Raw genomic sequence first — 16,340 nt, forward strand, 5'->3', positions numbered from 1 at the left:
TCACGTTCCTTCGGTAGGGCCGCCTACCGGGTTAGCTGACGGGTTCGGGACGGAACAACCCCTACCGCTTTCGCGGACTCACCCCTGGAACACGGGTCCCCGGCTCGCCTCTCGGCGATTAGGCAGCAGCGGCGCCGGTGTCACCGGGGGGATGATCCGGCGGAAGCCGCCGTCAGCTTAACCGATCCCGACCTATTCTTCGCAAGGATCGGATGCCTCTTACTTAGGCGCGAAATGCGTTACGTACCAACGACTTTCGGTGACGTAAGGAGCGCTTAAGAAAGCGCACGGAAAAACGTGAAAGAACCGACTCCGTTTGGCGGATGTCAGCCGAACGTGTGGTCAATCGGGTGTTCATTTCGAGTTGGCCGGTTTCGCTGGACAAGCCGGCCCACGGGACCGCTAATGGAGTCACCCCGACCGGCTTCCCGGGCGGCACACCACCCCACCCAAAAACCCGCGCCGCCGGAGCTTCGGTCGACGGTGCGCGGACAACCGCACTCAACGGAGGCGCCGTGGACGACATCGCCGTCCTCACGGAGCGCGCGGCGGAGACCTACGTCGCAGCCGCGGGATTTCGGGTCGGCCCGATCGGGCGGGTCGGCGTGGAACTCGAGTACCCCGTGCGAGATCCCCGCGCGCCGTTGACCCGCCCGTCGATCGCCCGCGTCACCGCGGCGACGGCGGGCTTAGCGCCGCTGCCGGGTGGCGGACAGATCACCATCGAGCCCGGAGGGCAGCTGGAGATCTCGTCCGGGGTGGGCGCGTCCCTGCGGGACTGTGTCGAGCGAACCCGCGCGGACCTCGCCGTGACCCGCGCCGCGCTTTCCGCCGACGGTCTTGCGCTGGACGGCACCGGCCTGGACGCGACGCGGACGCCCGAGCTGATCACCACGCACCCGCGGTACGTGGCGCTGGCCGAGTACCACGCCCGCTCGGGCGGCAAGGGACTCGCGGTGATGTGCAACTCGGCGTCGGTCCAGGTCTGCCTGGACTCCGGCGACGAGTCGGACGGCTGGGCCGGCTACCGGATGCGGTGGTGGCTCGCCGACGCGATCGGCCCGGTGCTGCTCGCCGCGTTCGCCAACTCGCCACGGGTCGTCCGCGGCACGCGCTGGGTCTCCTACCGCCAGGCGCTGCGGTTCGGCACCGACGCCACCCGGACCCGCGCACCCCGCCGAGGCGGCGAGCCCCGCGCGGACTGGGCGCACTACGCGCTGCGGGCCAAGGTGGCGATGATCGCGGAGCCGGCGCCCGCGCCCTGGACGGTGCCCGCCGGCCTGACCATGCTCTCGTGGCTGCGCGGCCACGGCCCGCGCCCGGTCACCCTCGACGACCTGGAACGACACCTCGGCACCCTGGTGCCCCCGATCCGCCCGCGCGGCTACCTCGAGTTCCGCATGATCGACCAACAGCCGGGTGATGGCTGGGTGGTCCCGCTCGCGGTGGTGACCGCACTGCTGGACGACCCGATCGCGGCCGACGCCGCCGCGGCAGCGACTGAGCACCTGCGCTCACCGCTGCGCCGGCACCGGGACTGGCTGGCCGCGGCCCGCACGGGGCTGTCGGACCCGCAACTCGCCACAGCGGCGTCGACCTGCTTCGAGGCCGCGGCGGCGGCACTGGACCGGGGCGGCGCGGGCAAACGGATCCGGCGTGCGGTCGAGACGTTCATCGAGCGGTACGTGGCCCGCGGCGCGTGCCCGGCGGACGACCCGGTGCCTCCGGCCGCCTTCACCGAGCCCGCGCTGGGCTGAGCTACCGGCGCGGCGGACCTGGCGGTATCCGGCTCGATGAAGCCGGTCCGCCGTTCGCCTGGCGGGAGTAAGGGCTCACCCTGGCGGGGTGAGCGCTTGCCTAAGCCGCCGCCTCGTCGCGAGGTAGGCACAGGGTGATCGCCGCCGGAACGGCTCGAGCCTTGAGCTTGCCCGCCGCACCTCGCGCACCGCCGTCGATCTCGTAGACCAGGGGCTCGGCCAGCTCCACCCGGACCTTCCGGCCTGCTGTGATCTTGATGAACGGCGAGCCTTCCGACCGCCCGGTGGCGATCCGGCCCAGGGTGCGCGCCCATTCGAGCGCCCCCTCCGCGGTGGCCACGCCGACCTCCAGCCGGCCGTCGTGCGGGCTCGCGTCGTCGAACGCCCGGATTCCACCGGTGATCGTGCCGACGTTGCCGAAGAGCACGCAGCTGGCCGCTCCCGCGTACCAGGGCTCGCCGTCCACCGTCACCGTCATCGGCACCGAGCCGTCGCGGACGTGGCGCACGCCCGTCCAGGCGTACGCCACCCGCCCCAGTCGGTCCTTCAGCCCGCCGTCCGCGTCCCGGATCAGCTCGCCGTCGAATCCCGCTCCCGCCATCACCGCGAAGTGCTCACCGTTGATCCGCCCGAGGTCGATCGTCCGGCGCTCGCCGTGCAGGCCGATCTCCACCGCAGCCGCCAGGTCCTCGGGGATGTCCAGGTTGGTCGCCAGCAGGTTGGCGGTGCCCGCAGGCACGATGGCCAGCGGCACGTCACCCGCCCCCGCCCGGGCCAGCGCGTCGACCGTGCGCTGCACCATGCCGTCGCCACCCCAGACGAAGATCAGCTCGGCGCCGGCGGACAGCGCCTTGCGCACCTTCTTGGGCGCCTTGCGGCTCTTGGGCACCTCGTACCAGAGCGGGTGGACGACACCCGCGTCAGCGAGCCTGCGGCGGAGCTCGGGCAGCCCGCCGTCCAGGCTCTTCCGTTTGTGCGCGACCACCGCGACCTTGGAAGCCATGGCCGAGCTTTTACCCCAGCGGCCGTCCCGCTACGCCCGACGGCCGCGTGCCGAACTCACTGTGCCGGGGCAGCCCCGGCCATTGCGGGCCGTTGTCGCGCAGGAAGTATTCGAGCCCCGGGTCCCAGGTGTGCCCGGCGGCCCGGCGGTGGTAGATGTAACCCAGCGGATGGGTCCGGTAGACAAGGCCGCCCGACCGGGTCACCCGCTCGATCAGGCCGCGGTCGATCGACCGGGGCACCGGCCGCCAGCCGCCGACCTCCTCCAGGTCACCCCGGCTGATCAGCATCGTCCCGCCGGCCACGACGCCCGCGTAGTGCTCGGCCCGCCCGTTCTGCCGCCGCACGGTGGTGTCCAGGGCGTGCAGGTGCACGAACTCCGCGGCCTTGCCGACCAGCGTGGCGCCGGAGACCAGGCGGGCCAGCACCAGGTCCCAGACATGCTCCGGGCCGTAGTTGTCGTCGTCGTCGAACTTGGTGATCAGGCTGCCGCGCGCGCGGGCGGTGGCCCGGCCGATCGCCTCGCCGAAGCCGAACCGCTGCTCAGGCCCGATGGCGACGAGCTCGACCGGCCGGCTGCAGCGGGCCACCTGGCCGAGCAGCTCGGCGGACGGGTGGGCACCGTGCAGGCACAGCACGATCTCCAGGTCGGGGTACGTCTGCCGCTCGATCGCCGCGACCGTCTCGGCGACGTGCTCCAGCCGGCGGGTGACCAGCAGGACGCTGACCGACGGCGGAGCCACCAGCGCGGGGAAGGCGTCGCCGGCCAGGCGGGGCAGCGCGAACGCGGTGGCGTGCTGGCGCAGCGCCGCGCGGCGCTGGCGGACCGCCCGGACCTCCCACTCGAGCTCGTCCGCGGGAAGCTCGTCGACCACCAGCGGACGCAGCTCGTCGGCGAGGTGCGCCGCGACGGGCGGGCGCAGATCGGGCGCGTGCACGAGGACGCCGGCGGCGGCGAGCCGGACCAGCACCGCCGCCTCGCCCTCCGGGTAGACGCACGGCGCCGCCGCGCAGCGGACCAGGCCGATCTTGGCCAGCGCGCCGACCTCCTCGGTCGACAGGCGCTGGCCGTCCGTCCGGCCCCACACGAGCGGGCCCTCGGGGCCGTCGATCCGCCAGTCGTCCTCGGTGAAGACGAGGTCGGCGGTGGGCACGTCTGGCCCGAACGGCCCGTAGCGGCCGATGCAGGCCGAGTGCTCGACGTCGACCAGCACCGTGCCTCCGACGCCGGCCGTGCCCGCCTGGATCACCCCGCCGTAGAGCTCCTGGACGGCAGCCGAGCCCTCCGGCGGCAGCGGCCTGCCGTCCTGGCTGAGCACCAGGTCGTGCGGGCGGATGTCGTCGTCGGTCGGCAGTGCTCCGCTGACCACCGCGACGTTGGCCGCCGAGCCCACCCACGGGGGCGCGACGTCCTGCACGGTGATGTCGGCGCTGACCGCCCGGGGCAGCGGCCGGACCGAGGTGAACACGGGCAACACAGCCATGATCAACTGGCGCAGCGGTGCCGGCCGGCGCACCTCCAGGGTCACGGTGGCCCGGCCGGGGCCGGCGGCGGGCAGCCGGATGCGATGCGAGAGCAGGTGCGGAAGCGCGCCCAGCCGGCCCGACCAGGTGCCGTCGGGGTTCTGCCAGCGCTCGACGAAGACGGTCAGCTCGCGCACCAGGGTGCCGCCGGCCGGATGGTCGAGCAGGCCGCGCAGATCGGCGAGCGAGGCGGCGGACACGCACATCGAGGTGATCGACGTGCCGACGCCCAGAAGCGGGGCCGGGCTGTCGGGCGACTCGATCACGCTGAGCCCCGCGCGCCACATCGAGGACGGCCACCTGCGGATACGCTCGGCGCGCGGGCCGGCGTAGATCCGCCACCGGCGGCGACGATTCGGGTGCTGGTCCGCCGCCACGCGACGCTCCCGTCGTTCGAGCCGGCAACCCCCCGTCAACCGGCACAATTAACGTAGCGTCCAGGCGGCGCTGATTTTGGCTAGATACACTCACGACCGTGCCGACCCCGAACGATGCGAACGAGCCGGTCCGGATCTTCCGCAACGACTGGAGCGTTCTGCAGCCGCCGGAGATCGGGGCCTGGACGCCCACCCGCACCGTTTCGGTGGTCATCCCCGCCTACAACTGCCAGGAATCGCTCAACCTGACGCTGGCCGCGCTCGCACACCAGACCTACCCGGCCGACCTGCTGGAAGTCGTGATCGCCGACGACACCAGCGAGCCGCCGATCGAGCTGCCGAAGATCCGCCCCGCCAACTGCCGCATCGTCCGGGTCGCCGACCACTCGTCGGGTTGGGGCCGGGCCAACGCGCTGCACGTCGGCGCCACCAACAGCACCGGCGAGATCATCCACTGGCTCGACGCCGACATGGTCGTCTTTCCCGAGCACGTCGAGGCCCAGGTCCGCTGGCACCACGTCAGCGACGAGGTGGTCACGCTCGGCTACAAGCGGTTCGTCACCGCCTGGTCGACGCCGGAAGAGGTCGCGGAGCGCTGCGCCGCCGGCACGATCGACACGCTCTTCGCCTGGGAAGACACCGAGCCGCACGACTACGTCGAAGAGATCATCACGAAGACCGACCAGTTGCGGAAGGGCGACCACCTCAACTTCCGCGCGCACGTCGGCGCGACCGCGGCGCTGACCCGTCGGCTCTACGAGGAGACCGGCGGGCTCGACACCAACCTGCGGCTCGGCGAGGACACCGAGTTCGGCTTCCGGCTGACCCAGGCCGGCGCGGCCTTCGTGCCGGAGCCGAAGGCGGGCAGCTGGCACATGGGACCGACCAACATGATGCAGCGGGGCGACGCGCTGCGCCGCTACAACTGGCCGTTCCTGGCCGACCTGATGCCGCAGCCGCGCTGGTTGCGCTCGGTCGGCAACCGCAGCTGGAAGGTGCCGCTGGTCACCGCGGTCGTGCGGGCCGAGGGCAGCTTCGAGCAGATCCGCACCTGCGTCGACCTGCTGCTGATGAGCGACCTCACCGACCTGCGGGTCATGCTGGTCGCCGACTGGTCCTCGATCGGCGAGGGGCGCATGTCGGTGCTCGCCGACCCACAGCTTGACCTGCGCCTGGTGGAGGCCACCTACCGGCACGAGCCACGGGTCGCGCTGGTCTCGGAGGCGCCCGAGGACGTCTACCCCTCGCCCTACCTGCTCCAGGTGCCGGTCACCACCGGCGTCGACGCCAACACTGTGCGCCGTCTGGTCAACGTGTGCAACCAGTGGCGAGTCGGCCTGGTCCGCGTGCTGCCGCCCAAGTCCGGCTCGCCGACGGACACCGTGGCCCTCTGGCGCACCGCGGCACGGCGTCGCGCCGCCCGGGTCAAGCGGGCCGACGAGTCGTGGGAGAAGGCGGTGCTCTCGGTCTTCGGCGAGCGCTGGGTCAGCGGTCGCGACTTCGCCGTGGCAAACCTCGCCGAATGGCAGCAGGCAGAGCTGGTGTCGCCCCAGCCTCGCCTGGTGGCCCGACCGACGCTCGGTCGCAGGGTCAGCTTCTTCGGCGTCGACACGATCCCGGTCGGCGGCGCGCGCTCACTGGCGACCGCGACGCGGTTCGTGTTCCGCCGCTACACCGCCGAGGCCACCCGCCGGGTACGCGGAAAGCTGAACCGAGACACGCCTTAGCGGGCTTCCGTGACCCGCAGGATGCCGCGCGGGTCGATGTCCGTCCGGACGGGTCCGGCGGCGACCGGGGTCAGCCGCGGCCCCGCGCGCAACGGCACGGTCGAGCCTCCCGGCTCGCCGAGGGCGGCCCGCCAGACCGCGGGCGGCTCGCCCGGCACACCAGGTGTGGCGATCGCGTCGACCAGATCGGCCAGCGGCACCCGGGCGATCCACTTCGGCCCGGCGGCCACCACCGGGTACGCCAGCGACGGCACCCCCGCGGCCCGCTCCAGGTGCAGCAGGGTCCCCGGCGCGAGCTCACCACAGCCGTCGATGTAGAGATCCCCGGCATCCTCGCCCGCCTCGGCGGCGACCACCGCGGGGCGCTCGACCACGACCCGCAGCACCCCGCCACGGGCGAGCGGCACCACCAGTGTCTCCTGGTCCACCCAGCGAGCCGAGAACGCGAGCGGCTCGGTGACCCGCACGTGCGCCCGCGCCGCGTCCCGGGCGGGTGCGACGTTGACCGTCCATTCCGCCGACTGCCAGCCCTGCCGGCCGCGCAGCCGCGACGGGCGCAGTGTGCCGGACCCACCGGCGGCCGGGAGCGCGACCACCCCGTTGCCCGGTGCGCCCTCCCGCAGCCAGAGCAACGCCAGCGGGACGAGCTCGTCGGCGAGCTCGATCCGGAGCCGGCGGTCGACCCACTCCACCGCCGTGGCCCGCACGGCCGGCGGCGCAGGGTCACGCCAGGCGGCCATTCCCGCACCCGGGGCGGCCGACGCCCGCACAGCCGAGACCAGGCTGACGAGACCGTCGACGTCACCGTCCCGGGTCAGCTGCCAGGCCGTGGCGAGGCGGGCCGGCAGTCGACTCGACACCGCGGGATCCACTTCGGCCAGGAAGGCGGTCGCCAGCTTGACGAACCTGGCCCGGTACGCGTCGTCCACGTCGGGCAGGACTTCGAGCACCAGACGCAGGTCGCTCTGCAGCGCCGTCTCCGCGTACCAGGTCGCGAACGGGCCGTCCAACGTGGACAGGGCGAAGGTGACCGCCGCGAACCGGTCGTCGAGGTTGCGTTGCTCGGCCAACCGCTGGCTGATCGACGGGTCGCCGGCGGGCCGTTGCCGCCAGTAGTAGACCGGCAGGTCGATCACGTCGACGCTGCGGGCACGCCCGTACAACGGCACGGTCACCGGGATGTCCTCGTAGTGCACGCCCTCGGGGAACCGGGTCTCGCCCCACAACGAGCGGCGCCACACCTTGTTGCAGGCGAGCCGGTCGTAGACGAGGTAACGGTGCTCGCGCGGGTCGACGGCCAGCCGGGTCTCGCGGTGGGTTCCGCGGTGCAACGGAGAGGGCGTGAGCCTGCCGTCCGTCAGCAGGGCGACGTTGCCGCTGGCGAAGTCGGAGCCCGTCCGCTCGAGCGCGTTGACCAACACCTCGAAGGCGTACGGCGGCAGCACGTCGTCAGCGTCGACGAAGGCGAGGTAGGCGCCCGTGGCCAGCGCCGCACCGGCGTTGCGGGCCGCGCCGAGCCCGGCGTTGGCCTGGTGCACCACCCGGAAGCGGGTATCGCGCGCGGCCCAGCCGGCCGCGATCTCGCCGCTGCCGTCGGTGGAGCCGTCGTCGACCAGCACGACCTCGAGGTCGCGATGAGTCTGCGCTGTGATCGATTCGAGGCAAATGTCCAGCCAGCGGGCAACGTTGTGCACCGGGACCACGACACTCAGCATGATCAGCCTCGAAACACGGTCTCGACCACCCGCTGTGCGGCGTGGCCGTCGTCGAGCGTGGCGAACCTACGACGGAACTCCGCCCGGGCCTTCGTGGCCGCGTCGTTCTCGAACGCGCCCGTGCCGAGCACCTCGCACAGGTCGTCGAGCGTCTGCGCGACCGCGCCCGGCGGCTCGGCGACGATGTCGAAGTAGACGCCCCGGATCATCCGGTACGCCTCCCAGTCCGGCGCATAGATGACGATGGGCCGGTCCAGCACGGCGTAGTCGAACATCACCGAGGAGTAGTCGGTGACCAACACGTCCGCCGCCAGGTAGAGGTCCTCCACCGACGGATGGGCGGAGACGTCGCGTACGCCGGACAGGTCGACCGGATCCGGCGCGGCGCCGCGGCGGTCGTGGAAGTAGTGGCTGCGCATCAGCAGCACCGCGTCCGGCCCGGCGGCCGCCCGCACCTTCTCCGGGTCGAACGGCGGGTGATAGCCGGGCAGGTGCTCCCGGTGCGTCGCCGCGTAGAGCACGACCCGCTGGCCGGGCTCGATGCCCAGCTCGGCCCGGACCCGGGCGACCTCCTCGGGGGTCGCCAGCGCCAGCCGGTCGTTGCGCGGGTAGCCGGTCTCCAAGGTGCGGTAGCGGCACGGGTAGGCCCGCTCCCACATCTGCGTGGTGAACGCGTTCGCGGTGATGCTGTAGTCCCACCGGTCGGCCCGGCGCATCTGGCCGGCGAAGTCCGGGTCCTGCACGCCGCCCGGGTAGTCGCGCTGGTCGAGCCCCATCACCTTGAGCGGGGTGCCGTGGTGGGTCATCACGTGCGTGGTGCCCTCGCGCTTGACCACGTAGTTCGGCCAGTTGACGTTGTTGACCAGGTACGTCGCCTGGGCCAGCGCCCGGAAGTACGCCCGTGTGCCGGCGATCACGTAGGGCACGCCGGGCGGCAGGGTGCCGACCTTGTCGCGGCGGACCACCCAGACGCCGCGTACGCCGGGGACAAGCTCCTTGGCCTTCTCGTAGATCGCGGCCGGGTTGCAGGCCATGCCGCGGTACCAGTAGGCCGCGAACAGGGCCAGGTTCGGATCGCGCGGGCGGCGCAGCTCGGCGTGGTAGTAGGCGCGCAGCGCGGCCGCCCGACCGAGCCGGGCCGCCCGCTTGCCCCGCCGGCCAGCCCGCACCGCGACGGCACTGCTCGCCTTGGCGTCCTGCGCCCGGCGGAAGCCGAACCGCAGGGCCTGGAACGTGCGCTGCCGGTTGCCGGCCACCAGCCGGTGCTTGACGCCCTCCATGCCGCCCGGCACCGGGTAGCCGCCGGGTGGGAGGAAGCGGTGGTAGTGCGCGGTCATCTCGTCGAAGAACCGGCCGCGCAGCTCCTCGGGCAGCCGGTCGTCGTTGCCCCGGACGATCAGGAAGTGCCAGATCATCCGGCGGAACAGCAGCGCGCGCAGCTTGGCCGCGCCGGGGCGGCTGTCGTCGAACGTGTCGAAGACCTCGGCCCAGTTGGGGAAGATCGCGAAGTGGCCCTCGCCGACCGTCCGCGTGGCCGCGCCGATCCGCCGCTGCCGATAGTGGACCCCGACCCGGTCGAGCAGCGTGATCTTGTCGGCGGCGAGCAGGACGCGGTACGTGAACGGGACGTCCTCGTACCAACCGGTCTTGAACTCGAACCCGGTGGCCAGCAGCAGCGAGCGCCTGATGATCTTGTTCCACGGGGTGTGCAGGATTTCGATCGCCTTCGGCCACTCCCGCAGCGCGAAGACCTCCGGCGCCCCGGCGAAGCGGTTGACCGAGGCGTCGACCGTGCCGTCCCAGTGCGAGCGGACGTGGTCGACCACGACGACGTCCGGGTCGACGTGCGCGATCCGGGCGGCGACCGCGGCCACGATGCCGTCGGCCAGCCAGTCGTCGCTGTCGACGAACCAGACGTAGTCGCCGGTGGCCGCCGCCAGACCGCGGTTGCGGGCCGGACCCTGACCGCTGTTGCGCTCCATGGTCAGCAGGACCACCCGCGGGTCGCGGGCCGCGTACTCGGTCAGGATCTCGGTGCTGCCGTCCGTCGACCGGTCGTCGATCGCGATCAGCTCGATCGGGACAGACTCGTCCGCGAGGATCGATTCGAGACACTGCCGCAGATATGGCCGGACGTTGAAGACCGGAACGATGAAGCTGATCAAAGGGCTGCGGCCGCCGCCCGATTCCGCCACCAGATCACACTGCCCAACAAGAAGGTAAACATCAGGTAAGCAGCGATCGTAACCGTCGTCGCGGCAGCCTGCCCGAAAGCACAGCCGAGCGCGAGCACCAGGATGCGTCCGTCCCAGCCCAGGCCCCACCGGTGCAGCCAGCCCCCGGCCTCCCGCTTCTCCAGCCGGGCGGTCAGGTCGTAGTGCCAGAGCGCGAGCGCGAAGAGCAGCAGGAAAGTGCCCCAGGCGGGCACGTCGTAGGACACGCCCACGGCGATCACGAAGAGGTACTCGGCGGCTCTGAGGGCGGCCGGCACGAGGAAGTCCAGCGGGCGTGCGTGGGCCGCGCCGGCCGTCAGCCCGGCGACCAGGAGGATGGCGACCGCGGCGCTGAGGGTCAGGGCGCCCGCGCCGGCACCCGCGTAGGCGAAAGTCAGGAACAGCGCTGCGACGAGGGTGGCGGCAACGGCACCCGCCAGCGGGCCGCCGACGCCGGCCCGCCCGAGCAGTGTGGCGATCGGCCCGTCGTCGCGCTGCTCGCCGGCCGGGACGCCGGCGAACGCCGAGACCCGCATGCCACGCGCGCGCAGCGTGCGCAGCCCGAGCGTGTAGGCGAACGCGACCACGATGCCGGCCAGCACGCCGATCAGGGCGATCCGCGGCCCGAAGAGCGCCGCGAGCAACGCCATCACGGCCCACCGCTCACCGATCGGGAAAGCGGCCGTGCGCTTGAGCCAGTAGGCGACCGAGCCGGTGTCGGAGCGCACCCGGGCCGAGACGGCACCGAGCCGCCCGGCGACACCCCCACCGGCGGCCGGGGTCGCGGTCGCCGACCGAGCCGCGACGTCGTGCAGGGTGCCGTACCACGTGTCGGTCATGTGCCGGACGGTCTGCAGGCCGATCGCGGTGATCGCCAGCGGCCAGGCACCCTCCAGGCCGGCGGCCTCGGCGCCGACCGCGAGACCGGCATAGACCAGGTACTCCTTGCCCCGGTCGGCGATCGTGTCGAGCCAGCCGCCGAACACGCTGAAGTTGCGGGTGTATCGGGCGAGCTGGCCGTCGACGCAGTCCAGCACGAAGCCGAGGTAGAGCAGGATGCCGCCGAGCACCCAGGCGAGCCTGCCGCCACCGAACGCGAACAGCGCCGCGGCGGCCGCGACCACCACGATCGACACCGCGGTGACCTGGCTCGGGCTCAGCCGCATCCGGGCCGCCAGCCTGGTCACGCGCGGCGACCACGGGCTCACGAAGTAGGTCGTGAAGAAGTCGTCCTGCTCCTTGACCGCGAGCCGCAGCTCGGCCTGGTCGGAGTCGACCTCGGCCACTGCGGCCAGCGCGGCGGGGATCTCCGCGGGGTCGCTGACCCGGCGGGCCACCAACAGCCGCACGCGCTGCGCGGTCACGGTGGCTCCCGCCGCCAGCAGGTCCGCGACGGTGGCGCCGTTGGCCAATGCGGGCAGGTCCGCCACGCCCACGCGGACCAGCCCGCCGGAGACACCGGTGGGCTCACCCGGCACGAGCTGGCCACGCTCCTCGCGGACCGGGTCACCCGGGCCGTCGGGCAGCACGAGAGCGACGCTGCCGGCACCCGGCGCGGTGGCCACGTGCCGGATCACCGCGTCGTGGGCGACCAGGTCACCGGAGCAGATCAACACCGGCTCCGCGAGGCCGGTCGGGAGCGTGCCCCTGACCTCGCGGGCGCCGGCGGCGTGGAGTTGGGCGGTGAGCCGATCCATCAGCGCCGGGTCGGAGCCCGGCAACAGGACGGCTACCGTCACGAACGGACCGCCACGTTGTTGTAGGAGTCGAGGGCGTCCTGGACCGTGCCGTCGGTGACCAGCTTGCCCTTGTCGAAGTAGAGCCCCCGGTTGCAGAACCGGGTCAGGTCGGCCTCGTTGTGTGACACCAGCACCAGCGACCGGCCCTCGGCCAGCAGCCGCTCGATGGTGGCGTAGCACTTCTTGCGGAACTCCGCGTCGCCGACCGCCATCACCTCGTCGACCAGCAGGATCGGGTGCGACAGCCGGGCGATCACCGAGAAGCCGAGCCGCACCTTCATGCCCGACGAGTAGTGCCGGACGGGAGTGTCGATCGCCGAGCTCACCTGGTCGCCGGCGAAGTCGACGATCTCGTCGAAGTTTTTCTTGAGGAAGTTGCTGGACAGCCCGTGCAGCGAGCCGACCAGGTGCACGTTCTCCCGGCCGGTGAGGTCGTTGGAGAAGCCGGCGGACAGCTCGAGCAGCGGGGCGACCCGGCCGCGCACGGTGATCTTGCCCTCGTCGGGGATCAGCACGCCGGCGATCAACCGCAGCAGCGTGCTCTTGCCCGTGCCGTTGCGGCCGATGACGCCGAGCGCGTCACCCGCGTTGACGGTGAAGTTGACGTCGCGCAGCGGCCAGAACTCGCCCGGGTTCGGCGAGCGGTTGCTGCGGTGGATGAACATCTCGCGGATGCGCATCTGCCTGCGACGGTTGCGGACGAACCGGACGCCGAGCCCCTCGGCCTCGATGATCGGGGTGGCCACTTACAGCTCCTTGAGGACGGCGGGTTCGAGGCGGCGGAACACCCACCAGCCGCCGACGAGCAGGACGAGGCTGATGCCGACGGTGACGCCGAGCAGCTGGGCGCTCGGGAACATCTCGGGGTACCAGACCGCGTGGTAGAGCTGCATGATGCCGACCAGCGGGTTCAGCTCGTACACCGTCTTGACCCAGTCGGGCATGTCCGCGTTCTGCACCAACGCCAGCGGGTAGATGATCGGCGTGGCGTAGAAGAGGAAGCGCAGGCCGAGGCGCATGAGCTTCTCGACGTCGCGGAGCAGCACGTTGAGCGAGGAGAGCAGCAGCGCGAGACCGGTCAGGAAGACGGTCTGCAGCACGATAGCCAGCGGCAACGCGAGCAGCTGCCAGTCGAAGTGCAGCTCGCCGAAGACGATTGCGAGCACGATCAGGATCGGCACACCGGCGACGAACTCGGCGAACCGGCCGAGCACCCGGCCGATCGGGAAGACCTGGCGGGCGACCTTCATCGTCGTGATCAACCGGGCCTGGCCGGTCAGCGCGCTGGTCGCCTCACCCATCGCCGCGTTGGCCCAGGACCACGCGAAGATGCCGGTGATCAGAAACAGGGGGTACGAGTTGTTCGCGTCACCGAGGTGCCGGTCAGCGCCCGTGCCGTAGAGAACACCGAAGACGAACCAGTAGATCGCGGCGACGCCGAGCGGCTCGATCAGTGACCATAAGTAACCAAGGATGGACTGCTGGTATTTCACCGAGAGGTCCCGGCGAACCAGCAGCCCCAAGGCGTTGCGGTTTTCCCACAACGTCGTCACGCTCGATGTCACAGCCGCCTCCACCTGCGTTTCTCTTGCGACGGGCAACCCATCCGCGTCAGCTCATGGTCTGTGCGAGGGCTGCCCTGGCGGCGCTCGCGTCGCGGCGGCTGGGGGGCGCCGACGCGGCCCGCTGACGCGCCATAGGTTAGCAGTCGGTTAAACATCGAGATAAGCCCAGCGGCACCCCTTGGCGCCCAAGGTCAACATTCGATGACATTGACCGCCAACCCACCTCGCGCGGTCTCCTTGTACTTCACCTTCATATCGGCGCCGGTTTCCCGCATGGTCTTGATGACCTTGTCCAGCGAGACGTGGTGCACCCCGTCTCCGCGCAGCGCAAGCCGGGCCGCGGTGATCGCCTTGATGCTCGCCACGGCGTTGCGCTCGATGCACGGAATCTGCACCAGGCCGCCGACCGGGTCGCAGGTCAGACCCAGGTTGTGTTCCATGCCGATCTCGGCGGCGTTCTCCACCTGCTCCGGCGTGCCCCCGAGCGCCTCGGCCAGGCCGGCGGCGGCCATCGAGCAGGCCGAGCCGACCTCGCCCTGGCAGCCGACCTCGGCACCGGAGATCGAGGCATTCTCCTTGAAGAGCACGCCGATCGCGGCGGCGGCGAGCAGGAAGCGGACCACCCCGTCGGCGGTCGCCTCCGGCACGAACCGGGTGTAATAGTGCAAAACCGCCGGGATGATGCCGGCGGCGCCGTTGGTGGGCGCGGTCACCACCCGTCCGCCGGCCGCGTTCTCCTCGTTGACGGCGAGGGCGAACAGGGTCACCCAGTCCATCACCCGCAGCGGGTCGCCGGCGATCTCCGAGCGCAGCTTTCGGTTGAGCTCGGCGGCCCGGCGGCGGACCTTGAGCCCGCCGGGCAGCGTCCCGTCGCGTTCGCAGCCGCGCTCGACGCACTCGCGCATGACCCGCCAGATGTCCAGCAGGCCGGCCCGGACCTCGGCCTCGGAGCGCCAGGACAGCTCGTTGGCCAGCATCACGTCGGAGATCGAACCCTTGGCCTGCGCGGTACGCGTGAGCAGCTCGGCGCCGGTCGTGAACGGATAGCGGACCGCCGTGGTGTCGGGCTTGATCCGGTCGGCCCCGGCCGCCTCCTCGTCGACCACGAACCCGCCGCCGACGGAGTAGTAGGTGCGCTCGCGCACAGTGGCCCCGGCCCCGTCGTACGCCCCGAAGGTCATGCCGTTCGGGTGGTAGGGCAGCGACCGGCGGCGGTGCAGGACCACGTCCTCGGCCGGGTCGAAGTCGATCTCGTGCTGGCCGAGGAGCGCCAGCCGGCGGCTCTCCCTGGTGCGGGTGACCAGCTTGGGCACCTCGTCGGTGTCGACCTCCTCGGGCTTCTCGCCGGCCAGCCCGAGCACCACGGCCCGGTCGCTGCCGTGCCCGTGGCCGGTGGCGCCGAGCGAGCCGAACAGCTCGGCCCGGACGCGGGCCGTGTCGTCCAGGACGCCATCCGCTGCGAGCCCGGCGACGAAGGTGCGCGCGGCCCGCATCGGGCCGACCGTATGCGAGCTGGACGGTCCGATACCGACCGTGAAGAGGTCGAAAGCGCTGATCACCGGGGGTGCTCCATTCTGCCGGCCGCCGCGCGCGAGCATACGCGCGCAATCGGGGTACTCCCTACGGGAAGCGGGTGCCCCGAATCCATCTCGGGACCGAGGGCGGCCTGGCTGTCCGTTTCTAGCGTTGATATCAGGACCGAGTGAAGGGAAAGGGACTTACCGATGAGCACCAGACTCGTCCGCCCCCGTGACGACCGATGGATCGCGGGTGTCTGCAGCGGCCTCGCACGCCGCTTCGGGATGCGGCCCAACACGATGCGCCTGCTCTTCGTGCTCTCGTGCCTGCTGCCGGGACCGCAGGTGCTGGTGTACATCGTGCTGTGGGTCCTGATGCCCGACGAGAGCCGCTATACCGCCCGCGCCTGAGAGAAAAGGGGCCTCTGTCATCGACAGAGGCCCCTTTCGCGGAGCTACGGCGCGGTGTAGGTGATGGTGATCGTCTCGTAGCCGAGGGAGCGGAGCATGCCCTCGAGCATCGCCTTGGTGTTGGCCTGGGCGCGCTCCTGCAGCCCGCTGTCCACGGCCGCCGCCTTGATCTTCTCCTCGGCGAGCGTGTAGACCTCCTGCTGCTGGTTCGGGTCCCGTTTGATCAGGTCACCGAGCCGGTTGGCGAGGCCGCGCTCCTCCGCGAAGATGTAGCTGGCCTCGGTGTCGAGGTTGACCTCGGCGAGCTGCGGCGCGGGGAGCTTGACCTCGACCGACTTGCCGTCGGCCGACTCCACGATCGCGCCGTCGGCGAGCTTGCCGAAGTCGACGTAGGCCTCGACCGAGCCCACACCGACGAACAGGGTGCGCTCGTTGAGCAGGAACTCCGGGATGTTGTCGCGGCTGGTCTGCTTGTCGACGATGACCTGGAAGTTGCCTTCGGCCGCGACGTAGCGGCTCAGGTCCTGGATCGACTTGAGCAGCGGCGGCTGGCTGCGGTCGGTGGTCTCCTGGGCGAACGGGTTGCGCCAGCTCGGCAACAGGTCGGCCGCCTTGAGCGCGAAGCCGCCGGCCACGAGCACGACGACGATCGCGGCCAACCAGATGAGGCCGCGCCCGCGTGGTCGCGGTTGCTCCTGGTCGGTCCAGGCCGGATCGTCCGCATGCCGTTCGTCGGTACGCGGGTTCACGTCGGGATATTCGCGGGTGGGCTCGATATTGGCCATTTGTCCAC

Annotated in this window: 12 protein-coding genes and 1 riboswitch; of the genes, 3 read left to right on the forward strand and 9 right to left on the reverse strand. The window is 71.5% G+C overall.

Features of this window, described 5'->3' with window-relative positions; genetic code table 11:
* Positions 1-2: 2 nt before the first annotated feature.
* Positions 3-135, reverse strand: a riboswitch (cyclic di-AMP (ydaO/yuaA leader).
* A 380-nt stretch (positions 136-515) separates the two neighbouring features.
* Positions 516-1,757, forward strand: coding sequence for a glutamate-cysteine ligase family protein (locus AB0J88_RS14085; protein ID WP_364345043.1), 1,242 nt, complete (start codon positions 516-518; stop codon positions 1,755-1,757).
* A gap of 100 nt (positions 1,758-1,857) precedes the next feature.
* Here the strand turns inward: AB0J88_RS14085 and AB0J88_RS14090 are convergent, their stop codons facing one another.
* Both AB0J88_RS14090 and AB0J88_RS14095 read right to left on the reverse strand, forming a co-directional pair.
* Entirely contained in the window at positions 1,858-2,760 is a 903-nt protein-coding gene (locus AB0J88_RS14090; RefSeq protein WP_364345041.1) for a diacylglycerol kinase family protein, read from the reverse strand.
* 10 nt (positions 2,761-2,770) lie between these two features.
* Entirely contained in the window at positions 2,771-4,570 is a 1,800-nt protein-coding gene (locus AB0J88_RS14095; protein ID WP_364345039.1) for a glycosyltransferase, read from the reverse strand.
* 188 nt (positions 4,571-4,758) lie between these two features.
* On the opposite strand from AB0J88_RS14095, the gene AB0J88_RS14100 reads away from it, so the two are divergent.
* Entirely contained in the window at positions 4,759-6,387 is a 1,629-nt protein-coding gene (locus AB0J88_RS14100) for a glycosyltransferase (RefSeq protein ID WP_364345037.1), read from the forward strand.
* Here AB0J88_RS14100 and AB0J88_RS14105 read toward each other — a convergent pair.
* The 6 genes from AB0J88_RS14105 to AB0J88_RS14130 form a co-directional block, all read right to left on the reverse strand.
* Positions 6,384-8,102 carry a glycosyltransferase gene (locus tag AB0J88_RS14105; protein ID WP_364345035.1) on the reverse strand — a complete coding sequence of 573 codons (1,719 nt, stop codon included), beginning with the start codon at positions 8,100-8,102 and terminating at the stop codon, positions 6,384-6,386. The two genes, AB0J88_RS14100 and AB0J88_RS14105, sit on opposite strands and share 4 nt — an antisense overlap.
* A 2-nt stretch (positions 8,103-8,104) precedes the next feature.
* Positions 8,105-10,297, reverse strand: a complete 2,193-nt coding sequence (locus tag AB0J88_RS14110) for a CDP-glycerol glycerophosphotransferase family protein (RefSeq protein ID WP_364345033.1) — start codon at positions 10,295-10,297, stop codon at positions 8,105-8,107.
* The gene (locus AB0J88_RS14115; protein ID WP_364345031.1) at positions 10,264-12,054 is read right to left on the reverse strand and encodes a DUF5941 domain-containing protein; all 1,791 of its coding nucleotides are present in this window, start codon (positions 12,052-12,054) and stop codon (positions 10,264-10,266) included. Before AB0J88_RS14115 ends, AB0J88_RS14110 begins: the two co-directional genes overlap by 34 nt.
* The gene (locus AB0J88_RS14120) at positions 12,051-12,800 is read right to left on the reverse strand and encodes an ABC transporter ATP-binding protein (RefSeq protein WP_364345029.1); all 750 of its coding nucleotides are present in this window, start codon (positions 12,798-12,800) and stop codon (positions 12,051-12,053) included. The genes AB0J88_RS14115 and AB0J88_RS14120 overlap by 4 nt, the downstream gene beginning before the upstream one ends.
* Positions 12,801-13,619: an ABC transporter permease gene (locus tag AB0J88_RS14125; protein ID WP_364345027.1), complete on the reverse strand. Its 819-nt coding sequence runs from the start codon at positions 13,617-13,619 to the stop codon at positions 12,801-12,803.
* A gap of 191 nt (positions 13,620-13,810) precedes the next feature.
* On the reverse strand, positions 13,811-15,178 hold the full coding sequence (locus AB0J88_RS14130; protein ID WP_364345025.1) for an L-serine ammonia-lyase: 1,368 nt from the start codon (positions 15,176-15,178) through the stop codon (positions 13,811-13,813).
* Positions 15,179-15,343: 165 nt separating this feature from the next.
* Between AB0J88_RS14130 and AB0J88_RS14135 the strand changes: the two genes are divergently transcribed.
* Positions 15,344-15,547: a PspC domain-containing protein gene (locus AB0J88_RS14135; protein ID WP_364345023.1), complete on the forward strand. Its 204-nt coding sequence runs from the start codon at positions 15,344-15,346 to the stop codon at positions 15,545-15,547.
* A 44-nt stretch (positions 15,548-15,591) separates the two neighbouring features.
* On the opposite strand, the gene AB0J88_RS14140 is transcribed toward AB0J88_RS14135, so the two are convergent.
* Positions 15,592-16,332, reverse strand: a complete 741-nt coding sequence (locus AB0J88_RS14140) for a DUF4230 domain-containing protein (protein WP_364345021.1) — start codon at positions 16,330-16,332, stop codon at positions 15,592-15,594.
* Positions 16,333-16,340 lie beyond the last annotated feature (8 nt).

Origin of the sequence: Asanoa sp. NPDC049475 (assembly GCF_040676915.1) — a bacterium.
GTDB lineage: Bacteria > Actinomycetota > Actinomycetes > Mycobacteriales > Micromonosporaceae > Asanoa.